The organism is Mesorhizobium sp. WSM4312 (assembly GCF_002294875.1).
GTDB lineage: Bacteria > Pseudomonadota > Alphaproteobacteria > Rhizobiales > Rhizobiaceae > Mesorhizobium.
In genome coordinates, this window is sequence record NZ_NSFU01000007.1 from 217,718 (window position 1) to 237,227 (window position 19,510).

The 19,510-nt window shown below is 61.8% G+C and carries 25 protein-coding genes; 4 read left to right on the top strand and 21 right to left on the bottom strand.

Annotation, left to right across the window (positions count from 1 at the left end; all coding sequences use genetic code 11):
- Positions 1-10: 10 nt before the first annotated feature.
- From CK228_RS13710 to CK228_RS13785, 19 genes are all read right to left on the bottom strand, one after another.
- On the bottom strand, positions 11-2,041 hold the full coding sequence (locus CK228_RS13710) for a DNA polymerase (protein WP_095788189.1): 2,031 nt from the start codon (positions 2,039-2,041) through the stop codon (positions 11-13).
- Positions 2,041-2,328 carry a hypothetical protein gene (locus CK228_RS13715; protein ID WP_095788190.1) on the bottom strand — a complete coding sequence of 96 codons (288 nt, stop codon included), beginning with the start codon at positions 2,326-2,328 and terminating at the stop codon, positions 2,041-2,043. The genes CK228_RS13710 and CK228_RS13715 overlap by 1 nt, the downstream gene beginning before the upstream one ends.
- Positions 2,329-2,475: 147 nt before the next feature.
- On the bottom strand, positions 2,476-2,685 hold the full coding sequence (locus CK228_RS13720) for a hypothetical protein (protein WP_095788191.1): 210 nt from the start codon (positions 2,683-2,685) through the stop codon (positions 2,476-2,478).
- A complete protein-coding gene (locus tag CK228_RS13725) occupies positions 2,666-4,171 on the bottom strand; it encodes a toprim domain-containing protein (RefSeq protein ID WP_210202892.1) in 1,506 nt (501 codons plus the stop codon). Before CK228_RS13725 ends, CK228_RS13720 begins: the two co-directional genes overlap by 20 nt.
- A 132-nt stretch (positions 4,172-4,303) precedes the next feature.
- Positions 4,304-4,495 carry a hypothetical protein gene (locus CK228_RS13730; RefSeq protein WP_095788193.1) on the bottom strand — a complete coding sequence of 64 codons (192 nt, stop codon included), beginning with the start codon at positions 4,493-4,495 and terminating at the stop codon, positions 4,304-4,306.
- On the bottom strand, positions 4,495-4,662 hold the full coding sequence (locus CK228_RS35290) for a hypothetical protein (protein ID WP_179295904.1): 168 nt from the start codon (positions 4,660-4,662) through the stop codon (positions 4,495-4,497). The genes CK228_RS13730 and CK228_RS35290 overlap by 1 nt, the downstream gene beginning before the upstream one ends.
- On the bottom strand, positions 4,659-5,162 hold the full coding sequence (locus CK228_RS13735) for a hypothetical protein (protein ID WP_095788194.1): 504 nt from the start codon (positions 5,160-5,162) through the stop codon (positions 4,659-4,661). The genes CK228_RS35290 and CK228_RS13735 overlap by 4 nt, the downstream gene beginning before the upstream one ends.
- On the bottom strand, positions 5,163-5,342 hold the full coding sequence (locus tag CK228_RS13740; RefSeq protein ID WP_095788195.1) for a hypothetical protein: 180 nt from the start codon (positions 5,340-5,342) through the stop codon (positions 5,163-5,165).
- A gap of 15 nt (positions 5,343-5,357) precedes the next feature.
- A complete protein-coding gene (locus tag CK228_RS13745) occupies positions 5,358-5,594 on the bottom strand; it encodes a hypothetical protein (RefSeq protein WP_095788196.1) in 237 nt (78 codons plus the stop codon).
- Complete coding sequence (locus CK228_RS13750) at positions 5,591-6,079, bottom strand: hypothetical protein (protein ID WP_210202893.1); 489 nt, start codon at positions 6,077-6,079, stop codon at positions 5,591-5,593. Before CK228_RS13750 ends, CK228_RS13745 begins: the two co-directional genes overlap by 4 nt.
- Positions 6,080-6,082: 3 nt before the next feature.
- Positions 6,083-6,844, bottom strand: coding sequence for a DUF2815 domain-containing protein (locus CK228_RS13755; RefSeq protein WP_095788197.1), 762 nt, complete (start codon positions 6,842-6,844; stop codon positions 6,083-6,085).
- Positions 6,845-6,872: 28 nt separating this feature from the next.
- A complete protein-coding gene (locus CK228_RS36310) occupies positions 6,873-6,998 on the bottom strand; it encodes a hypothetical protein (protein ID WP_280951021.1) in 126 nt (41 codons plus the stop codon).
- Complete coding sequence (locus CK228_RS13760) at positions 6,995-7,357, bottom strand: hypothetical protein (protein ID WP_095788198.1); 363 nt, start codon at positions 7,355-7,357, stop codon at positions 6,995-6,997. The genes CK228_RS36310 and CK228_RS13760 overlap by 4 nt, the downstream gene beginning before the upstream one ends.
- On the bottom strand, positions 7,354-7,620 hold the full coding sequence (locus CK228_RS13765; RefSeq protein WP_095788199.1) for a hypothetical protein: 267 nt from the start codon (positions 7,618-7,620) through the stop codon (positions 7,354-7,356). Before CK228_RS13765 ends, CK228_RS13760 begins: the two co-directional genes overlap by 4 nt.
- A gap of 140 nt (positions 7,621-7,760) precedes the next feature.
- Positions 7,761-7,961, bottom strand: a complete 201-nt coding sequence (locus tag CK228_RS13770; RefSeq protein ID WP_095788200.1) for a hypothetical protein — start codon at positions 7,959-7,961, stop codon at positions 7,761-7,763.
- An 85-nt stretch (positions 7,962-8,046) separates the two neighbouring features.
- Positions 8,047-10,539: a DNA-directed RNA polymerase gene (locus tag CK228_RS13775; RefSeq protein ID WP_095788201.1), complete on the bottom strand. Its 2,493-nt coding sequence runs from the start codon at positions 10,537-10,539 to the stop codon at positions 8,047-8,049.
- Positions 10,540-10,646: 107 nt separating this feature from the next.
- Positions 10,647-10,817, bottom strand: a complete 171-nt coding sequence (locus CK228_RS35295) for a hypothetical protein (protein WP_179295905.1) — start codon at positions 10,815-10,817, stop codon at positions 10,647-10,649.
- Positions 10,817-11,143 (bottom strand): hypothetical protein, encoded by a 327-nt coding sequence (locus tag CK228_RS13780; protein WP_095788202.1) that lies wholly within the window; start codon positions 11,141-11,143, stop codon positions 10,817-10,819. The genes CK228_RS35295 and CK228_RS13780 overlap by 1 nt, the downstream gene beginning before the upstream one ends.
- Before the next feature lie 498 nt (positions 11,144-11,641).
- Entirely contained in the window at positions 11,642-12,307 is a 666-nt protein-coding gene (locus CK228_RS13785; RefSeq protein WP_095788203.1) for an outer membrane protein, read from the bottom strand.
- A 190-nt stretch (positions 12,308-12,497) separates the two neighbouring features.
- On the opposite strand from CK228_RS13785, the gene CK228_RS13790 reads away from it, so the two are divergent.
- Both CK228_RS13790 and ade read left to right on the top strand, forming a co-directional pair.
- Complete coding sequence (locus CK228_RS13790) at positions 12,498-12,884, top strand: hypothetical protein (protein WP_095788271.1); 387 nt, start codon at positions 12,498-12,500, stop codon at positions 12,882-12,884.
- Between the two features lie 81 nt (positions 12,885-12,965).
- Positions 12,966-14,783, top strand: coding sequence for an adenine deaminase (ade, locus tag CK228_RS13795; RefSeq protein ID WP_095788204.1), 1,818 nt, complete (start codon positions 12,966-12,968; stop codon positions 14,781-14,783).
- A 26-nt stretch (positions 14,784-14,809) separates the two neighbouring features.
- Here the strand turns inward: ade and CK228_RS13800 are convergent, their stop codons facing one another.
- Entirely contained in the window at positions 14,810-15,973 is a 1,164-nt protein-coding gene (locus CK228_RS13800; protein ID WP_095788205.1) for an alpha/beta hydrolase, read from the bottom strand.
- A 142-nt stretch (positions 15,974-16,115) separates the two neighbouring features.
- Positions 16,116-17,222: an alpha/beta hydrolase gene (locus CK228_RS13805; RefSeq protein ID WP_179295906.1), complete on the bottom strand. Its 1,107-nt coding sequence runs from the start codon at positions 17,220-17,222 to the stop codon at positions 16,116-16,118.
- A 432-nt stretch (positions 17,223-17,654) separates the two neighbouring features.
- Here CK228_RS13805 and ilvA point away from each other — a divergent pair, with 432 nt between their 5' ends.
- On the top strand, positions 17,655-18,911 hold the full coding sequence (gene ilvA, locus CK228_RS13810; RefSeq protein WP_095788272.1) for a threonine ammonia-lyase IlvA: 1,257 nt from the start codon (positions 17,655-17,657) through the stop codon (positions 18,909-18,911).
- Complete coding sequence (locus tag CK228_RS13815; protein WP_095788206.1) at positions 18,908-19,465, top strand: DUF1697 domain-containing protein; 558 nt, start codon at positions 18,908-18,910, stop codon at positions 19,463-19,465. Before ilvA ends, CK228_RS13815 begins: the two co-directional genes overlap by 4 nt.
- Positions 19,466-19,510 lie beyond the last annotated feature (45 nt).

The window sequence follows — 19,510 nt, forward strand, 5'->3', positions numbered from 1 at the left end:
CTGAGGGGCCTTAGTGTGTCTCGGCCCAGTTCGTTCCCACGACGGAGTTGCCGGCGAGAGGGCAGCGGAACTTGTAGTACTCGCCAGCAAGTCGGATTGCGTCTTGCGCTTCCTTCCCCACCAGCTCTGCTTTGTCTTCATCGACCTCGATCTGCCATTCGTCATGGACGTTCACGACGAACTCGTAGTTGACGCCTGGGACCAGCCCGAGCGCTTGAAGGTTGTTGTCGAGGATCACGAGAGCGCGCTTCATCTGAATTGCTCCTGCGGATTGGAGGAGGGTGTTCAGGGAAGCGTGAGCCGAGCGCACCATGAGGATGCGACCGTCGAGCCCCTTGATCCAGCCTTGGGTCTTGGCCTTGCGCTGGACTGCCTCCGACAGCTTGCCGAGAGCCGGAAGCGCCGCGAGGAACTTCTGACGTGACAGCTTGCCAGCTGCGATAGCCTTGGCCTTGGATGACGTGATGCCGAGGATGTTGCCCAGGTTCTCGTCGCCCGAACCGTAGATGAAGGCGTAGAACCAGACCTTGGCAACGTCTCTGCTGCACCCCAGCGCTTTCGCGTTGATGGTGTGCATGTCGGTGCCGTTGGCCTTGTTGCCTTCGAGGACGGTCTTGATGTACGCGCCGCCGTCGTAGGCAGCCATGTAGCCGGCGAGGTCCCGCAGCTCCAACGCATCCGCGTCACAGCCAACGAGCTTCTTGCCCTTTCCGACGGTCCAGCATTCCCGGCACTCGTAGCCATAGGGAAGCAGCTCGCCGGTCTTCTTGTCGTGGATGCCCGGCACCTGGGCCATGTTCGGTTTGGAGTGGGTCATGCGACCCGTCACCGCCCCGTTCGTGGCTACCTTGCCGTGGACGCGGCCCTTGACCTCGTGCTTGAGCCAGGCCTCTTTGCCTTCCGCGACTTGGCCGATGCGCTTCTGAACGACGAAGTATTCGCAAAGGACCTTCGCGGACGGGTAGGTGAGGCCCTTGAGGGTCTCGTCGTCGACCTTCGGGTGACCATCGGAGGTGAACTCCGTGGGCCTCCAGCCGAACAGCTTCCGCATCCGGTCAGCGACGTCCTGCCTGGAGCCCGGATTGAAGGGCACCAGCTTGACGTCGGTGTAGGGAGCGTCGGTCGAGTAGTGGCACTTCGGCCAGATCGGCTTCTTCTCGCCGGTCTTCTTGTCGAGCTTGAAGTTGCCCTTGCGGTCGGTCTCGTAGCCGATGGGCTTGAAGTGCTTTTGCGAGACGCTTCGGTCGATGGTCGGCGTCTTCGTCCCGAGGTTGCGGAACCACGGCCTGAACTCGACCTGTAGGGCCTTCTCCAGTTCAGCCTTGCGCTGGGCTAGGGTGCCGTGGAGGTCTTGGACCTTGCGGAGATCGAGGGCGAACCCATAGGCCTCCTGCCGGGCCACGACACGGCGCACGTCGTGTTCAAGCTGGATGCTCTCTTCCGAGAACCCCTTCTTGTTCAGCTTGTGCCAGAGCCGGTCGGTGACCTCGACATCCTGCTCGCAGTAGTCCTGCATGTCCTGGGACCACTTGCCCCAGACGTAGTCGACGGCGTCCTGGCCGGTGAGACCGCGGGCTTTTGCCTCTGCCTTCTTGATCTCGCCATAGTCACCCTTCCAGATGCCCATGCGTTGGCCCCAGCTCTCCAGCGAATGCTTCGAGAACAGGTGCTTCTTGATCCAACGCCCCATGCCGAGGCGCTTCTCTTGCCGGAAGTCGGCGTCCTTCATGTCCGCGTACATCAGGCGGGACATGATGATGGTGTCGCGGATCAGGCCCTTCGGCTTGAACCACTTGAACAGCTTCTGGATCGCGGGGACGTCGAAGTCTTGGATGTTGTGGCCGACGATGACGTCAGCTTCCATGAGCATCCGCAGGCCGAAATCGACCGTGTAGTAGGGCTTGTCAGAGACCTCCCACTGCGGGGTGCAGGAGAAGACTTCGCCTGTGTCGGTGTTCTTGATGACCAACGAATGGATCGTGGTCATCTCTGGGATCAGTCCGTTCGTCTCGATGTCGAAGACGAGGGTGGTAGGACCCATCAGCCCTTGAAGTAGCCTGGGTGGATCATCTGCGGCAGGCGCAGCATGTCGTTGTCAGCCTTCAGCGCCATGTTCTCGTCGAGCAGCTTGGCCACCATCTGGTCGAGCTTGGCGTTCTCGTCGGTGAGAACCTTGACTTGCTGCTTGTCGGCCTGGGCTGTCATCAACATCCCGGCGAGGTCGTCCTTGTGGCGTTCGAGCTGCTTGAAGCGGTTGTAGAGTTGGCGCTTCTCTTCCTTCTCAGCGAGCAGGAGTTGGGTCAGGTTGAGGGTCGTCTGGTAGTCCATGCATTACCTCTTGAATTGCGCCCACAAGGTCCCTCCACGCTTCCGCGAACAGGACGATGCTGGCAGTTCTGGTTTGGAGGATTAGGCGGGAGCCCTCGCGCCGAACGATCAGCGCAGAGGGGATGTTCTCGTTGGTGTGGTCGAAGGTCAGATGTCCTGACCCTCGCTCAGCCATACGTCGGGGTAGTTGGTTGGCCCGACCTTTGAGCAGGGCAGATACAGCCCGGCCCAGACGCGGCACTCGTTGCCCAGCTGTGGTGTTGAGGGTTGATGCCCAGGGATGGTCATCACCACCAGGAACGTCCACGCGATGAGGAACAGCCAGAGCCTCCAAGCATCAGAAAGGAAGGTCGTCATCGCTCTCGTTCGAGAAGCCATGTTCTCTTGCGTCCTTGTCTTTGAAGGGGTCGTCGTCGCGAACGAACAGGCGTCCGGTCTCGCTCTCGAACCCAAGGTTGATGGTCTTGCCGGTCGCGTTGCCGGTGAAGCGGTCTTTGAGGATGCGGAAGATCGTGGTCGCCGCGATGATCGGGTCTTCGTGCTGCTGATCCCGCTCAAGGCCGAACATGAAGAACGACCAGAAGCCGATCGATCGGGAGCCCCGGAAGTGCCGGATCATGACGCGCCCGCCTTCCTCGTGGGGTTTCCCATCTGGTGTGGCGAGGTGGCTGACGAAGGTGATGATGATGTTCAGCTCGTTGGCGAGGCCAGCTAGCTCCTTCATGATCACGCCCAGCTCGTCGTTGTCTTCCGCGAGCGCCGTGAGGTGATCGAGGTAGAAGATGCGGACGCCGAGGGTCACCGCCATGTAGCGGATGTGCCCCTTCACCAGCTCCCAGTCGGTCTGGCCGAAGTTGTCGTAGAAGTAGACCTTGCCCCGCATCTCTTCGAGCGCGCGGCGAAGCTCATCCTTTGTCCAACTGCCATCGGGCACATGGAAGCGCTTGCCGGCGAACTTGCCTGCGGCGCGCTTGGCGGTTTCCTTCGGCTTCTGTTCGAGGAAGATTGCGCCGACCACCTCCTTCAGCTCGTTCACGTCGAAGGCGATTTGCTGCATCAGGAAGTCGGTTTTGCCGATGCCTGTGCCGGCGCCCACGCCATAGATTTCACCAAGGCGGCGACCGTAGGTGTGCTTGGTCAGTTCCTCGAAGCACCAGGGCAGGCCGATAACTGGATCTTCCAAAGCGTCTTCGAGGATGTCGTCGATGCTGACGAGGCCGTCAGGCCGGTAGACCTTGGCACCCCAAATGGCGTCGATGGTCTCCTTGATCCGGCCCGCCATGAGCATCTCGTTGGCGTCCTTGAGGGGCAGTGAGGCGATGCGCAGCTTGCCCGGTGTGAATGGGATCACCTTGCATTCGTCGGTCGCCTTCTGGCCGGGCTCGTCCTGATCGAACATGAGGACGATCTCGTCGAACTGTTCCAGCCAGTTGAGGTGCTTCCGCAGGGCCTTGGCCGCGCCGTCACACCCATTGGGGATCGAGACGACAGGCCACTTGTGGCCCTGCATCTGGCTGAGCGAGATCGCGTCCAGCTCGCCTTCGACGATGACGACACGCTTGCCGCCGTCGCGCCAAAGCCACATGCCATAGAGGCACATGTCTTCCTTGTTGCCCTTGGACCGGAAGTCCTTGCCGGCGAACCGGACCTTCTGCCAGACAAGCTGGCTCGCGCTGTTTCGGTAGTTGAACAAGCGGACGGGCTGGCCATTCAATTCTGAACGGGTGAAGCCCCACTTCTGCGCGCTTTCGAGTGCGATACCTCGGCTTGCCCAATCGGCGGGCTCACCCAGGGGGACGAAGTCTACGTTCCGGGGCGCTGCCGCCTCGGTCTGTTCTGTCATGTTGTCTCCGGGTTCGTAGTGTCGGCAGCCAAAGCAGTAGGCGTGGCCGTCCGTGTACCGGGCGAGATTGTCGCGGGAGCCACAGGATGGGCATGACTCCTTGCGTAGGAACTCACTGTCGGTTTCGTGCATTCAGCCTTGCGGCGGGTCGTTCTGGAACTGCTGGAGTTGGGCGATCTCGTCGACGAGGATCATGCCGGCTCGATTGCCGACGATCCTGTGTGGCTCGATCACCTGGGTGGTGCTGCCCTTGCGGAGGACGAAGGTCTGGCCATAAGCCGCCATCTGGAAGCGTAGGACCGCGAGCTTGTCTGCGTCGGTCATCAGCTTTCCCTGATCGCGTGGATGAGGCAGCCAAGGACTAGGCCGACGAGCGTGATGATCACGGTGAGGCCGAGAGCGGATGACAGGTCAAAGGCGACCTGTACGCTGACGATGGTGAGGACGAAGCCCCAACAAATGCCGACGCCATGAAGCAGGCTCTTGATCATCGGCGGCGCATCGTCGGGTAGAGCTTGGCGAACTCCTGGCGCAGCTTAGGGATCAGCGTTCGGGTGACGTGTTCCTCGAACTGCCGGCAGACCATCTCGAAGAGGTGAGGGTGGTCCTGCTGGTTGATCAGGTCGTTGTCCCGCATGACGCAGTGCATTCGGAAAGGGTCAGGACGCCATGTGACTTGGTAGCCGTGGGACATCTCCATCGGGATGCGTTCTGCCGAAGCTTCGAACGAACCGTGGGTGACCGGAAAGGCGACCCGGCTGTAGAACTCCTTCTCCATGCCATCCATGTGCTTGGCCATCGCCTCGCAGCGGAGGTGATAGTCGTGGATGGTCCGCATCAGGTCGGTGATCCGGGCCTCGTAGACCCGAGACATCGCGTAGACCTCGTTCTGGGTCTTGCGCGGAAGGTACTTGTCGATCAGCTCCGTGACCGAGGGGTAGGACTTGGAACCGGCCTCTCGACCGGTCCAAGCCTTGCTATCGAAGTTCAATCAGAACCAGCCGAGGACAGCGCCCAGGACGAACACCGGGACGCCGACGATGCGGGCGACGATCAGGGTCGTGAACGGGGAGCCCGAGGTCACCGCTTGGACGACGTCGATCAGGTTGGCGAACCAGCCATACATGGCGAGGACGATGAAGGTGATGTAGGTGATGATGGCGATCTTCATGTTCAGGTTCTCCGATTAGGCAACGATCTTGCGGATGCGCTTGGCGACCTTGTCGGCCTCGGCAGCGGCGTCCTTGGCGGCAGTCTGCTCCGCGACCTTCACGGCGATCTGGGCGTCCAGGCGGTCGGCCTTCAGGTTGTGGTGTTCGACCACGGCGTCGAGCTGGGCGATGGCCTTGTGGAAGCCGGCGAGGGCCTTCGAGGTCGACGGAGCGCGCTTGATGAAGGAGACGATGGAGGACAGGATGCTCATGATTTCTTCGCTTTCGTTTGGGAGTTGAGGATTGCGTTCAGGGCCTCCACGCGACCGGCAGTCGGTGGCTCGTCGATCCAGGCTTGCGGGATGGACTTGTCGGCGTAGAGGAAGCCATGGGTTTCGCACCACATGGCGTAGGTGGTCTGGGACTGCTTGGAGATGCGGGTGCCCGAGCGGCTGAACACGAGCCGGATGTCGAGGTCCGGGTTCTGCTCTTTGATCAGCTTGTGCTTCTGGCGATCCGCCGTGACGAACTGCCCCTTGGTCTCTATGATGATGCCGTTGCTGAGCAGGCGGAAGTCAGGTGTGTACTTCGCCAGCCGCGCCGGTATCTCGTAGGTGATCTTGAAGCTCTCGTAGGTGTAGGGAACCCCAGCATTGTCGAGGTCCCCAGCCACCTTATCTTCGAGCCCTGAGCGGAACCCCTTGGCGACAGCGATCTGCCGCTTCGAGGTCCGCTTGGGGTATGTCGGTCTGGGCAAGGCTTAGAAGTCTTCTTCGCCCGCCGAGGTCTTGTCGTTGCCGCCTTCGGAGCTGGTGTCTTCACCGGCATCCTCGTCAGCGAACTCGCTCGGGTCGTAGCCGTAGCCTTCCTCTTCACCGAAGCCGTGGCTGTCAGCCGACCGCGAACCATTCGACACGAGGTCGATGATCTGAGCGCCGTTGAGCATCAACTTGAGGCCGGCAGCCGCCGTGCCTGGGATGAAGTAGGGCGAGGCCGCGAAGCTGATCTTGCCTTCCGTGCCGCCCCAGATGTTGGGGAGCTTGCCGGCCATCTTCTTGCCGCGAGCGTCATAGATGTCGGGGGCCGACGTCCACTTCTTGCCTTCACGCGGGCCTTTCTTGACCACGCCAGAGGCCTTCTTGGTGAACTTGAGGCAGACCTCGCCAGTCTCTTCCTCGGTCTCCTTGTCGTAGAGCGTCTCGAACAGCGAGTTCATGACCGGGCCGGTGATGTTCTTCTTCTCGAACTCCTTGCGGGTCTTGACCGACAGCTCGGCGAACGCCTTCTCGGCGTCACGGCGGGCTTCCTCGTAGAGGTCGTTGAGGGTAATGCCCTCCTTGTTCTTGGTGGCGATGAACTTCTCCAGCGTTGCCAGGGACATCTTGCCCTTGACGCTGTATTCGCCGTCCGGTTTCGGGAAGTCCTTGTTGCCGTAGTCGGGCTCGGCCAGCTTCGGGTAGACGAAGACGACGCGAGGGGAGGTGAAAGAGGGGAGCTGCTTCTTCTTGGTATCGTTTGCCATTGTGCAATTGTCTCGTGAGTGGAGGGATTTAGACGGAGTAGTGGCGTTCAAGTGCTTCGACGTCGAAGCCCAGGTAGGTCAGCTTGATGAAGAGATCGACCGGCAGCGGCTGACCGCGCTTCCAGTGAAACTTGGCGAGGGTCAGGTAGCTCACGCGGCGACCTCGTGCTTCAGAACCAGCTCGACGGCCTCAGGGAACTTGTCGATGATCTTCTCGACCGTGGCGTTGATGCCGAGGCCGAGCCGGACGTACTGGGTCAGCACGTCGTGGATGTCGGACTGGTTGACGGTGACCGAGCGAACCTGACCGAACGTGGTTGGCTTGGCCTTGGCAGCCGGCTCAACCGGTGCGAACCGGGTGATGAGGTAACCACCAGGCACACCGTCGAGGCGAACGTAGCGACCATCGAACGAGATCACCTTGTAGAGGCAGTCCACGGCGAGCTTGCCGCCAGTGCCGGTTGCGCGGGTGCAGCGGATGGTGTCGCCGGTCTTGACAGTGGTCTTGCTCATTTCAGTTCGCCTTTCATGTATGCGTCGATGCCACGGAACTCGGATCGCTTGCCGTCGTCGCCGTTGATGAGGTTCTTGGTGACCGTGAAGGCTTCCTGAGCAGGAATGCCGAGGTGGTCTGCGAGGGTCAGGAAGACCGTTGCTGCGCCCATGATCTGTATCTCGGGGCGGAAGTCCTGCAGTCGGTCGAGGACAGTCATGGACGCCATGGCGACGTCGCGGGGTGTGGCCGTGTTCAACACGTCCCGATTAAGCTTGGGCATCAGGGTCTTTCCAGTTTGCGGAGATGAAGAGGAGGATCATGCAGATCGCGAGGATCAGGGTTGCCCAGGCGATGCTCATGCGAGCCACAGGGACAGGATGCAGAGGACGATCTGGGCGACCAGAAGCCAGAGGCCTATGGTCATGCGGCAGCCCTCCGGTTGCGGAAGGCAGCCTTGCGCTGTTCCTTCTTGCCGAAGTAGCCGTTCTCCTTCAGGCCCTCGATCAGGGTCCGACGAAGCTCGTACCGGTCGGTCTTGGATGCAGCAGCGAGGTCGATGTTGACGTCGCCTACGGTGATGTCCTGGTGGGCAGCGCCCATGCGAATGGTGATGTTCTGCATTAGGTGAAATCCTCAGTTGATGTTTCGTAGGGCTAGTGGGGGTGGTATGGATGCACTGAAAGGAAGGTCCCGCCAGTGCAACGATCTAGGCGAAGAAGAAGTCTGATTGCAGGACCAAGGACAGGTCCAATTCTCCTTTCGATGGAAGCTCCTCGAACTCCTCCGAGGATTGAAGCGCAAGCTCATCGCGGAGCTTTGTGAGAGGGTCGCACTGGTACATCTCGACGAACACCTTACGGAGGGTCGAGGCGAGCAGCGTAGTGTTGCAGGCATGGGTGCCGTAGCTGTCGTGGATCATGGCGAAGTCTGTGATGCCGGCGAGAGCCAGCAAAGCGACCGTCAGGATCATGGCTGAGGCGTCCATGGAGTGGACGTAGTTGGGGCTGATAGACGTCGCCTGCTTTGAGACGTCGATCAGGTCGGTCTCGTCGAACAGACGCAACTTCACCAGACTTCCGCTGATGCGCGTCTCGATCCGCCGCGACTTGAGGCTGAGGTAGCCCTGGTAGGCCACGAAGCCGGAAGGCGTCGTCCAGTGCATCGGAAGGTTCTCCTTCGCGATGACCCTAGCCGTCTTCTGAAGCCACCCCATGGCCTCCCTTGCGGCGATGACCACGTCCCCGATGCTTTCCCAGATGATGCTGGACAGGAACCCGATGGCCTTCTTCAGCTCGTCACCCAGGTTGTGCTTGTAGCCTGCCGCGATCTTGGCCTTCACCGCCTCGTCGACATACTTCAGGCACGACCGTGGCGTTCCGCCATAGGGCAACACCATGACTGGCCGCTTGGTTATCTTGCGGTCGATCCCCATGGTGAGCCATTCGTGAGCCCATCGCCCCTGTTCCGCAACCGTCCCGACAGTGGAGACAATTGAACGCAGTTGTTCCATCACACGGTCAGCGACCACCTGATAGATGTCCTGCGGCTTCTTCGCCGGGATGAGGTTCACAGCCCTGCCGCCAACACTGTCGAGGAGCATGGCCGAGAAGTGCTGCAGCCCATTGCAGGAGCCGTCCAGGGCGATGGGGAGGTGCGAGACGAAGGTCTCGGGACTGGTCTGGTAGTCCCACCACTCGAAGCAGAAGGCAAGGAAACACCATGGCTTGTCCGCCTCAGTCCACCAAAGGTTTCCGAGAGGGTCTGCGGCGCAATGGGCGATTTCCGTCCAATGATCCTCGACCCACTCCTCACGCTCGTCGAACGACACCTTGTCGACGCCAAACGTATTAGCCCCATGGATCGCCAGCCAGCGAGCGCCATCCTTCCCGAGAGGCTTCCCCTCAGCGAACCGCAGCAGACCCTTCACCGGGTCACTGCCCTGCGGATGCAGGACGAGCGGCACTGGATAGGCGCGGCCACGGAAGTCGAGGTTGTGCGGGAAGTAGATCGCCCCCTCAGGCTGAAACCGCTCAGCGAGCCCGATCATGGTCTCCTGATGGAGCCGGTCCTGGCGAAGCTGGAGGTTCAGCGAGTAGACGTCTCGGGCTGCCCACTTCCATTCCCTGAACGCGGTCTGGAGGTGGGGCGGCAGGGTCTTGAGGTCGGCGTCTTCCGGCACACCCTCAGGCCGGGGCGGCTTTGGGCTATCACCCGGTACGAGGCCGGCGATGCCTTCGTTCGACTTGGCCAGCACCGCCATCACGTCGAGGACCGCACCGTTGATCTGCCACGGCGTCCGCTGGATGGCGTTGAGGCCCTTCAGCAGGACCGACTTGTGCTGTGCTTCGGCCAGCTTACGCTTGAGCAGCTCGAACTGCTTCTTGCTAGCCCTGCGGACCAGCGGGAGGGGCCGGTCGAGGTCGGAGTAGTAGCCGCCACCAGAGAGCGCCGTCCAGTCCTTTGGCGGGACCAGCATGGGCATGAAGTCGGGGAACAGATGCTCGCCTTTCCGGGTGGACTGGTCGATCCACGCCATGGCGCGCTCGGTCAGGTGGACGAGGTATTGGTCCCTCGGGGCGTTCTTGTCGCCCCCTTCGACAGCCTGCTGGATCACGGCCAGCCCGGTGTGTTCGCAGAACAGCTCGACCAGACGGATGCCGAGGTGGATCATCTCGACCCGGCTCCAGCGGTCCCATGGGATGTTGTGCTTGCCCATGGCGTAGGTCAGGACGACCGCCTTGTGTTGCTCCGTTGCACCGTCGTCCGACAGCTTGCGCAGCTCGTAGTCGAACCGGTCCTTGTCCTGCTTGCGGAACTCCGCGAACCGTGCCTCCAGCTCGACCGCACGGGCAACCGCCACGGCCAACGTCATGAGGACCGGGGCGCGCGGCTTCATCATGCGCCCGAGGATGGCCCTGCAGGCGAGATAGGAGACCACGCTATGGTCCATGTCCTTGATCAGCTTGGCGGCGGTGGCGCGGGGCCTAGCACGACCCGAGTAGGCTTCCTCAACGAACTGGGCGATGCCCTGTGCAACGGGACCGACTGAGCTTTCGAGGATCGAGCGCCCAGTATCCGTCTCATAGCCTCTCTCCTTGTCGACGTTCTTACGGACCCGCGAGAGGTATCGCTCCCGCCCGAGGCCCGACATTTCGATCTCCAGCTCGATCTGGCGCTGGAGGAGGTGGTCATGCTGCATTCAGTTCTCCAGTAGGGTGTACGTGACTGCGGGCCGGGTGCCGCGCAGCCAGGGTGGTTCGGTTCGTCGCCAGCGCCGGCCAGCGAAGATGACGATGGTGACACGCATCAGCGGAACCACTCTGGGTTCTTGCGGCGGAAGCCTTGGACCAGTTGGTCGGCGAAGTCGGTGGCGTTCGGGAGGTTGAGGTGGATCACCCAGAGGCACATCTTGATCTGCTCGTAGGACAGATCGCAGTGTTCCATCATGCGGTGGATGCCGGTGCGGTTCTGGGCCATCAGACAGCCACCGTTTCATCGACCACCGTGTAGAACTTTCGCTCCCATCCGAACTGATCCATGCACTCATGGACCCAACCCTCACTGAGCGTGTCATCCTCGCTCCAGGTGGCGATGCAGTCCATGTCACCCAGCATGTGGACGAGCGACCCCCCTATGTTGAGGTAGCCGTAGTCCTGGGTCTCAAGGATCAGGTCGGAGTAGGTGCCGCCATGAAACTCGATAGGGTCGGCCTCTCCGTCATCCCATGTCCCAGAGATGTTGAGCAGCACGTCACCGTCTTCATCGCGATAGATGCGGAACTTGATCAGGTTCTCTCGCGGCATGAACGTTTGTTCTCCTTTTGCGGGGCATTCCCCACTGAAATTCCCACATCGGTGTGTTTCCCACACAATCCGTTGCGTCAGTGGAGCGATTGGTTTTGATACGCGAAACCCCGGCAGGAACCGGGGATTTACAAGGCGTTGAGGGGTCAGTTGCGTGGGTGCAAGGGAAATTTGGTGGTTTTTAAGTCCCTTGCGTCTACCAATTCCGCCACGTCCGCATGCCCGCTCTTTTCAGATGCCAGACACAGGCCGTCAAGTCGTGTTGTTGGCCATGCTGAACACACACCCCAGAGGTGATGGCATGGCGATACTGGTGTGATCGCGGAATTTAGCGCGCCGCGCGCAATGGGTAGGGTGTTTGCACGGCGGACTTGATCCGCCGAGGCCGGCGTCTACCAGGCCCAACCCATTCCCCCGCCCACTGGGGGCGCCGGCCGCCCCTCATCGACTTTGCTGATCACGTCACAGCTGTCGCTCGCCGATCGATGCCGGCGAGGCTCAGAACTTGTAGCTGAGATTGATGCCCACGGTGTTCAGTTTGGTATCCTGGTCGCGACCGACGAAGTCGCTGGACCCGTCATAGTGCTCGGAACCGAAATCGTAGTAGCGATACTGGGCGCCGACGACGAATTTGTCGGTCAGCGCGTAGTCGACGCCGGCGCCCACGGTCCAGCCGATATTCGCCCGTGTCTCGGAGAAGGCTGAGCCCGCTGATTGCGAGGTTTCGACCCCGGCGAAGGCGATGCCGCCTATGCCATAGACCAGCACACGATCCATAGCGTATCCGGCCTTGGCGTTGACCGATCCGAACCATTTGATGTCGGCGCCGAAATTGTTTCCGGGTTCGGCTTCCGCCGTGCCGTCGACCGAGGAATAGTTGAGGTCGGCCTCAGCGCCGATCACCGCCTGGTCGAACTGCCACAGCCCGGCGACGTGCCCGCCGATGAAACCGCCGTTTATGTCGGGCGAGACGGAAAACGGCTCGCCTTCCGTTCCTGAGATGTCGGACTGGCCCCAGCCATAGCCCGCCTGCAGGCCGGCATAGTATCCTGTCCAGTCGAAGCCGGGCGCGGTCATCGGCACATCGACCGTCGCGTCGGCTGCGAAAGCCGGCATCGACAGGACGGCAAGCAGACCGGCACTTGCGACGACAAGGCGATACATTCGAACTCCCCGGATGAAGAGCCGGAAAAATCTTGAGAGCCAAGGTAGACCGATTTACGGCAAAACGGAATCCAATTTCCGGCTGTGGCCGTGTGTCGCTCGCCGAGGCACAGGCTGTAAGCCAAGGACAGCCGGCATTGCCGGGGGAATGCCAGCGTGCAAAATGGCCGTCTTGCAGGGAAAAATCCGGATGAACAGCCTGGCTCGTCTTATCACTGGAACGGCCATCATACTGTTCACCTGCGGTCTCGCCGTGGCCGAGCCATTGACGCTCGCCATCGCCAAGGCAGCGGTCGTATCCGATCAAGCGTCGGGACAGCGGGCGCTCAACCTGAAGATGACACCGGACAGCGCGAAGGCGTTCGGCGACTTCACCAGGGCGAATGTCGGCAAGGTGGTCGACCTCAGCGTCGACGGTACCGTGGTGGCGTCGCCGCGCCTGGTCGAACCCATCCTCGGCGGCGAGGTAATGCTCAGCGGCACCTTCGCCCCGGGCGAACTCCAGCGCCTGGCGGAACGGATTTCGGCCGGCGGTGCGAAAGTCACGGTCGAGGTCGCGGCTGAACAGGCTTTGTGAAGGCTGGACGGGCCGGTCCGCCGTTTGGCGCTGGTCAAAACCAGGCAGGCTTGGCACAGTCGCCCAAACAGGAGTCCCTTCATGGCAAAGAAGCCGGCGGCGCATGCGACGAAACCAAAACCCTGGACCGAGATGGCGACGCATCTGGTCGACGTCGCCACGGGCCGCAAGCCCGCCGATCTCGTCATCCGCAACGGCCGCTGGGTCAACGTTCACTCCGGCGAGATCATCGCCGGCACCGACATCGCCATTGCCGGCGGCCGCTTCGCCTATTGCGGGCCGAATGCCAGCCACGCCATCGGCCAGGGCACCAAGGTGGTCGATGCCGGCGGGCGCTATCTGGTGCCCGGCCTCTGCGACGCGCACATGCATGTCGAAAGCGGCATGGTGACGGTGACCGAGTTCTGCCGTGCCGTCATCCCGCACGGCACCACGTCGATGTTCATCGACCCGCACGAGATCGCCAATGTGCTGGGCTTGCCGGGCGTGCGGCTGATGCATGACGAGGCGGTGGTGATGCCCATCAACGTGCATGTGCAGATGCCGTCCTGCGTGCCGTCGGCACCGGGGCTGGAGCATGCCGGCGCCGAGCTGACGGTCGCCGACGTCGCCGAGGCCATGACCTGGGAAAACATCATCGGCCTCGGCGAAGTGATGAATTTTCCAGGCGTCGCCGCCAACGATCCTGTCATGTCGGGCGAGATCGCCGCGACGGTTCGTGCAGGCAAGACGGTAGGCGGCCACTATGCCTCGCGCGACCTTGGCTTGCCGTTCCACGGCTATGTCGCCGGCGGACCCGAGGACGACCACGAGGGCACGCGCGCGGAAGATGCCATCGCCCGTGTCCGCCAGGGCATGAAAGCGATGCTGCGCCTGGGCTCGGCCTGGTACGATGTCGCCTCGCAGATCAAGGCGGTGACCGAAGGCGGCATCGATCCGCGCAACTTCATCCTGTGCACCGACGACAGCCATTCCGGCACGCTGGTGCATGAAGGCCACATGGACCGGGTGGTGCGCCACGCCATCCAACAGGGGCTGAAGCCGGTGACGGCGATCCAGATGGCGACGATCAACACTGCCCTGCATTTCAGGCTGGAACGCGAGATCGGTTCGATCGCGCCTGGACGGTTGGCCGACCTGCTGATTGTCTCCGACCTCGCCGCAATGACCATCGATGAGGTTTATGCGCGCGGCGTCAGGCTGGCCAAGGGTGGCAAGCTCGACATCGACATTCCGGCCTATGATTACCCGAAGACGGCGAAGAACACCGTCAAGCTGGGCAAGAAGCTCAGGGCTGGCGATTTCGACATCACGGCTCCCAAGGGCGCCAACGAGGTGCGGGTGCGCGTCATCGGCGTCATCGAGAACCAGGCGCCGACGCGGGCCCTGGAGGCCGATCTGCCGGTCGAGGACGGGCTGGTCGCCATGGACCGCCGCAACGACGTCTGCCAGATCGCGCTGGTCGAGCGGCACAGGGGCACGGGCGGCGTCACCAACGCCTTCGTCTCCGGCTTCGGCTATATGGGCGATTGCGCCATGGCCTCGAGCGTGGCGCATGACGCTCACCACATCATTTGCGTTGGCACGAACAAGCAGGACATGGCCCTGGCGGTCAACCGGCTGGGCCAAGTCGGCGGCGGCGTCGTGCTGTTCTCGAAGGGCAAGGAACTGGCGCTTGTCGAAATGCCGATCGCGGGCCTGATGTCGGACGAGCGCGCCGAGATCGTCGCCGCCAAGGCCGAGAAACTGACCGAGGCGATGCGCAAGATGGGCTGCTCCCTGAACAACGCCTACATGCAGCACTCGCTGCTGGCGCTGGTGGTCATTCCGGAGTTGAGGATTTCCGACGTCGGCCTGATCGACGTGACGACGTTCCAGAAGGTCGACCTGTTCGTCTAGACCAACCTCCGACGCGGGTGATTGGCTCACCCGCCGGTGACGATGGTCAGCACCTTGAACGGCGTGGTTATGACGACCTCGGCGACCGAACCGACGGCCTTGCCGAGGCCTTGGCCGAGATTGTTGAGCTGCGCCGGATCGGGTTCGTCGGAGGCCAGGCCAGCAGGGGTGCGCAGGCGATCGCCGAGCAACTGCACCAGGATGGGATTGTCGGCGAATTTCGCGTGGTTGAGGCCACCGTCGCCGCCCTTGATTTTGGTCAGATCGACCACCGACACGCCATAGCTGGCGAGATCGGCCGCATTGCCATAGTCGCCGACACGCGGCTTGTCGCCGGAGATAAGTGAAGACAATTTGAGCGCACGGTCATCGCCGGACAGCAGCACGGCAAACGGCTTGTCCGGCTTGCCGTATCGGATCATCTGCTTTTTGAACACGTCGACATCGATGTCGGGCGACGCCAGCACGACATAGCCGAGTTTGCCGCCGAGATCGCGGTCGCCGGTGATGGCGAGTTGGCGCAGCGCCTCCATGGTCAGCCAGGTTCCCATCGAATGGGCGATGATGTCGATGCTCTTGACCCGTGTCTTGGCGAGCATTCTGAGCGTCGCCTCGAGATCGTCGCGGGCGGCGCTGGCGCTGTCCTTGTCATAGATATAGCCCGTCGTCTTGGCGCTCGACGCCCATGAGAACAGCACCGGCGTGCCGGGATATTTCGTGTCGTGGGCGATCTGCGTCAGCCGGTAAATGCCGTCGTCGAAGCCATTGTTGAAGCCGTGCACAAACACCAGTGCGCGATCCCCGCGCACGGCAATGTCGGCGCCGACCGCCTTGGCGAATTGCGAGGCATCGCCATAGTGGACGACATTGGTGGCGGTGAATTGCTTTGCCGGGATCGAGTTGGCCGAGCCCTTGGCCCGCTCGATGGCGCCGATCTGGTGGACCTTCGGCACGGTGACGTCGACACGGGCGTAGCTGGTGGTCAACGAGCGATCGCCGTCGAACACCTGCCGCGGATCCTTGGTCGCCTGCTGGCGGGTTGTAGCGACGAAAATTTCGTGCGTGGCCGCGATGTCGGAGGCTGGCACCGACACATTCGTCTTGTTGAGCAAATCATGCGTGTTCTGGCCGGCACAGCCGGCAAGGGCGAGCGTCAACGCGAGGACGAAACTGTTCAAGCGCAAGCTCAAGCGCCGGCTCCCATGAAGGGGGACGTCAAAAGCATGACGTCACCGCTATTGCGATAGAGCCAGAGGCCGGCGCGGTCCAGTTCAAAGTGGCCCGATACCTCGTGAATGGTGAACAGGCACGGCGAAATTCGCGCCGCCGCATCTACTGCCCGAGCAGGCTGACGCGGTCGGTCACGTCCCTGTCGCTGGCAAAACCGTCATCTTCGCGCAGCCGCTGGCCGATCATCTTCACCAAGGCCGGATTGTCGGCGAATTTCGTATGGTTGAAGCTGTCGCTGCCCTTGACCTTGGAGAGATCGACCACCGTCACGCCGTAGGAGGCAAGATCGGCAGCATCCTTGTAGTCGCCGACGCGTGGCCGTGAACCGGCGATCAGGCCGGAAAGCCTCAGCGCGCGGTCGTCGTCGGACAACAGCAGGATGAACGGCTTGTCGGGCTTGCCATAGCGGCGCATCTGGCTCTTGAACACGTCGACATCGATGTCCGGCGAGGCCAGCACCACGTCGCCGAGCTTGCCGCCAAGGTCGCGGTCGCCGCTGATGGCCATCTGGCGCAGGGTTTCCATGGTCACCCAGGTTCCCATCGAATGCGCGACAATGTCGATGCGGCGCGCACCGGACTGCTGCAGCATGCGCAATGTCACTTCGAGCTGGTCACGTGCGGCGCTGGCACTTTCCTTGTCATAGACATAGTCGGTGGTCTTGGCGCCCGATGCCCAGGAAAACAGCATCGGCGTGCCCGGATAGCCGGAATCGTGGACGATCTGGGTGAGACGGTAGACCGCGTCGTCGAAACCGGTGTTGTAGCCATGCACGAAGACCATGACGCGGCCGCCGCGCGCCGCGATATCGGCGTTGAGCGCGCTGGAGAATTTCGGCTGTGTGTCGTAGCCGACAACCTCGGAGGCCATGAAATATTTGGCCGGGTCATCCGACTTGCCGCGGGAGCGCCGTTCGATCTGGCCGGTCGTGTGGATCCCCGGAACGGTGACGTTGACGCGGGCATAGTTCAGCGTCGCCGAGCGCTCGCCATCGAAAACCTTGTTGGGATCGTCGGATTTCTTGCGCGTCGTGGTGATGAAGATCGAGTGGTTGCCGGCGATATCCGTCACCGGCGCGGCGACGATGGCGCTGCCAAGCAATTCCTGCGTTTGCGGGCCGGCGCAGCCGGCGACGAGCAAGGCGAGACAAACAGTAACGATCTTCTTCAAAGGCACGCCTGAAATTTCCACTCCGGCCAAAAGGCCCATCTACCCCCGCGACACCTCCCGGACAGGGAGAGTGCGGCAGAACTAAGTCGTGTCCAGCCGAAATGTGGTCAGCGCCTGGCTACGACCATCGGACTGTTGCCCGAAAGCCAAGGTGGCGGAGGAAAAAAGCCGGGAAAAGGGCAGCCACCTCCAGCTCGAGGCGGATGCCGGATGCGTCGGCCGCGAAGGCTCGCGTCGCTTCGATTTCGCGACCAGTCGATATAACGGCATGAGCAAATGGGTACAAGTGCTTGCGAATATTATACGAATTTCGGCTGAAGAGAGTTGCGAACGACCGAACAATGGCGTTGCGGGGCCGGATATGCCATAGGCAGGATCGGCTGTGAGAGATCAGTGTGCAATAAACACACGCTGCGCGGCCATGTCGATGACAAGGGTCCGCGCGGACATGCGGCACAAGGTGGCTTCCCGATGAACAGTTTCTCCTCCCGCGTTGCCGCCGCGGCCGCTGCGATCGGCCAGATCTTTCCGGAAACGCCGCTGCAGGAAAACGACTATTTGTCGAAGAAGACCGGCGCCCGGGTGCTGCTGAAGCGCGAGGATCTGAGCCCGGTGCGCTCCTACAAGATCCGTGGCGCCTTCAATTTCTTCCGCAAGGCGCTTGCCGCCGGCAACCAGGCCGAACTGTTCGTCTGCGCGTCGGCCGGCAACCATGCCCAGGGTTTTGCCTTCGTCTGCCGCCATTTCGGCAAGAAGGGCGTGGTGTTCATGCCGGTGACGACGCCGCAGCAGAAAATCGACAAGACCAGGTTGTTCGGCGGCGATTTCGTCGAGATCAGGCTGGTCGGCGACTTTTTCGACGACTGCTATCGCGCCGCTTTCGAATTCACCGAAAGCTCCGGCGCTCACATGGTGCCCCCCTTCGACCACAAGGACATTATCGAGGGTCAGGCGACGGTCGCCTATGAGATCGCGGACCAGATGCCGGGTGCGCGCATGCCCGACATCATCATGCTGCCGGTCGGCGGTGGCGGGCTCGCCGCCGGCGTCACGCATTATTTCGCCGACCAAGGCCGGGAGGCGCGTTTCGTCTTTTGCGAACCGGCCGGCGCGCCGAGCCTGCATGACACCCTCGCGGCGGGAAAACGGCTGAAGCTCGCCAAGGTCGACAACTTCGTCGATGGCGCGGCGGTAGCCGAGATTGGCCGTGAACCCTTGCGGTATCTCAAGGAATTCGCCGCCGACACGGTGCGGCTGATCCCGGAAAACCGGCTCTGCGCGACCATGATCGAGATGCTCAATGTCGAAGGCGTCGTGCTCGAACCGGCCGGCGCGTTGGCCATCGATGCGTTGAAGGATTTTTCCAGGAAAGAGATCCGCGGCAAGACCATTGTCGCCGTGGTTTCGGGCGGCAACTTCGATTTCGAGCGGCTGCCGGATGTCAAGGAAAGGGCGTTGCGCTTCGAAGGCCTGAAGAAATACTTCATCATCCGCTTCCCGCAGCGGCCGGGCGCGCTGCGCGACTTCCTCGAAATGCTGGGTCCGGACGACGATATTGCGCGCTTCGAATATCTGAAGAAGTCGGCGCGCAATTTCGGCTCGGTGCTGATCGGCATCGAAACCAAGGACCGCCGTAATTTCGACCTGCTGAAGGCAAATTTCGAGGCCGAGGGCGTCCAGTATCAGGACATCACCGACAACGAGACATTGGCGGGCTTCATCATATGAGCGCAAAGGTCTTCATCGCCCTGTTTTCCGGCATCAATGTCGGCGGCAACCGCATCGTCAAGATGGCGGAACTGCGCTCGTTCTTCGAGGATCTCGGCTTTTCCGGCGTCGGCACCTATGTGCAGAGCGGCAATGTCGTGTTCCGGGCCGGCAAAGGCGACGCCGCCGCGCTGACCAGACAAATCGAAGCGGCGTTCGAGAAGAAATGGGGTTTTCATTCGCGCATCATGGTGCGCGATCTCTCCTGGTTGGATCGGCTGGTGAGCGAAAATCCCTATCCGGAAGCGGCCGCCGACCACACCAAGCTCCACGCCTATGCGCTGGAGCGTGAGCCGACCGCCGAAGAGGTGGCGCGGCTGGCTGAAAAATGCACCGGCCCCGAGCGCTTCGAAGTCAAGCGAGACGTGCTCTACCTCAGCGCGCCGGACGGGCTCGGCAAGTCAGTCTTCGCCAACCTCATTCCGCGTGTTCTGAAGGTGCCGGGCACCGCGCGCAACTGGCGCTCGGTGCTGGCGCTGCTGGAGACGGCCGGCCGGGCCGGCGGGAAAGCATGACCCCGAAAAATGGGTACCGGTTTTCAGGATCGTGCTCAAACAAAC

Excerpts from the sequence above, each read along its gene's own strand:
- CK228_RS13815 (WP_095788206.1), top strand. The coding sequence starts at position 18,908 with ATGAGCGCAAAGGTCTTCATCGCCCTGTTTTCCGGCATCAATGTCGGC.
- CK228_RS13775 (WP_095788201.1), bottom strand. The coding sequence starts at position 10,539 with ATGCAGCATGACCACCTCCTCCAGCGCCAGATCGAGCTGGAGATCGAA.
- ade (WP_095788204.1), top strand. The coding sequence starts at position 12,966 with ATGGCAAAGAAGCCGGCGGCGCATGCGACGAAACCAAAACCCTGGACC.
- CK228_RS13745 (WP_095788196.1), bottom strand. The coding sequence starts at position 5,594 with ATGAGCATCCTGTCCTCCATCGTCTCCTTCATCAAGCGCGCTCCGTCG.
- CK228_RS13715 (WP_095788190.1), bottom strand. The coding sequence starts at position 2,328 with ATGGACTACCAGACGACCCTCAACCTGACCCAACTCCTGCTCGCTGAG.
- CK228_RS35295 (WP_179295905.1), bottom strand. The coding sequence starts at position 10,817 with ATGGCCCAGAACCGCACCGGCATCCACCGCATGATGGAACACTGCGAT.
- CK228_RS13780 (WP_095788202.1), bottom strand. The coding sequence starts at position 11,143 with ATGCCGCGAGAGAACCTGATCAAGTTCCGCATCTATCGCGATGAAGAC.
- CK228_RS13740 (WP_095788195.1), bottom strand. The coding sequence starts at position 5,342 with ATGAAGATCGCCATCATCACCTACATCACCTTCATCGTCCTCGCCATG.
- CK228_RS13790 (WP_095788271.1), top strand. The coding sequence starts at position 12,498 with ATGAACAGCCTGGCTCGTCTTATCACTGGAACGGCCATCATACTGTTC.
- CK228_RS13805 (WP_179295906.1), bottom strand. The coding sequence starts at position 17,222 with ATGGGCCTTTTGGCCGGAGTGGAAATTTCAGGCGTGCCTTTGAAGAAG.
- CK228_RS13755 (WP_095788197.1), bottom strand. The coding sequence starts at position 6,844 with ATGGCAAACGATACCAAGAAGAAGCAGCTCCCCTCTTTCACCTCCCCT.
- CK228_RS13785 (WP_095788203.1), bottom strand. The coding sequence starts at position 12,307 with ATGTATCGCCTTGTCGTCGCAAGTGCCGGTCTGCTTGCCGTCCTGTCG.
- CK228_RS13720 (WP_095788191.1), bottom strand. The coding sequence starts at position 2,685 with ATGACGACCTTCCTTTCTGATGCTTGGAGGCTCTGGCTGTTCCTCATC.
- CK228_RS13760 (WP_095788198.1), bottom strand. The coding sequence starts at position 7,357 with ATGAGCAAGACCACTGTCAAGACCGGCGACACCATCCGCTGCACCCGC.
- CK228_RS13770 (WP_095788200.1), bottom strand. The coding sequence starts at position 7,961 with ATGCAGAACATCACCATTCGCATGGGCGCTGCCCACCAGGACATCACC.
- CK228_RS13725 (WP_210202892.1), bottom strand. The coding sequence starts at position 4,171 with ATGACAGAACAGACCGAGGCGGCAGCGCCCCGGAACGTAGACTTCGTC.
- CK228_RS13710 (WP_095788189.1), bottom strand. The coding sequence starts at position 2,041 with ATGGGTCCTACCACCCTCGTCTTCGACATCGAGACGAACGGACTGATC.
- CK228_RS35290 (WP_179295904.1), bottom strand. The coding sequence starts at position 4,662 with ATGATCAAGAGCCTGCTTCATGGCGTCGGCATTTGTTGGGGCTTCGTC.
- CK228_RS13730 (WP_095788193.1), bottom strand. The coding sequence starts at position 4,495 with ATGACCGACGCAGACAAGCTCGCGGTCCTACGCTTCCAGATGGCGGCT.
- CK228_RS13765 (WP_095788199.1), bottom strand. The coding sequence starts at position 7,620 with ATGCCCAAGCTTAATCGGGACGTGTTGAACACGGCCACACCCCGCGAC.
- ilvA (WP_095788272.1), top strand. The coding sequence starts at position 17,655 with ATGAACAGTTTCTCCTCCCGCGTTGCCGCCGCGGCCGCTGCGATCGGC.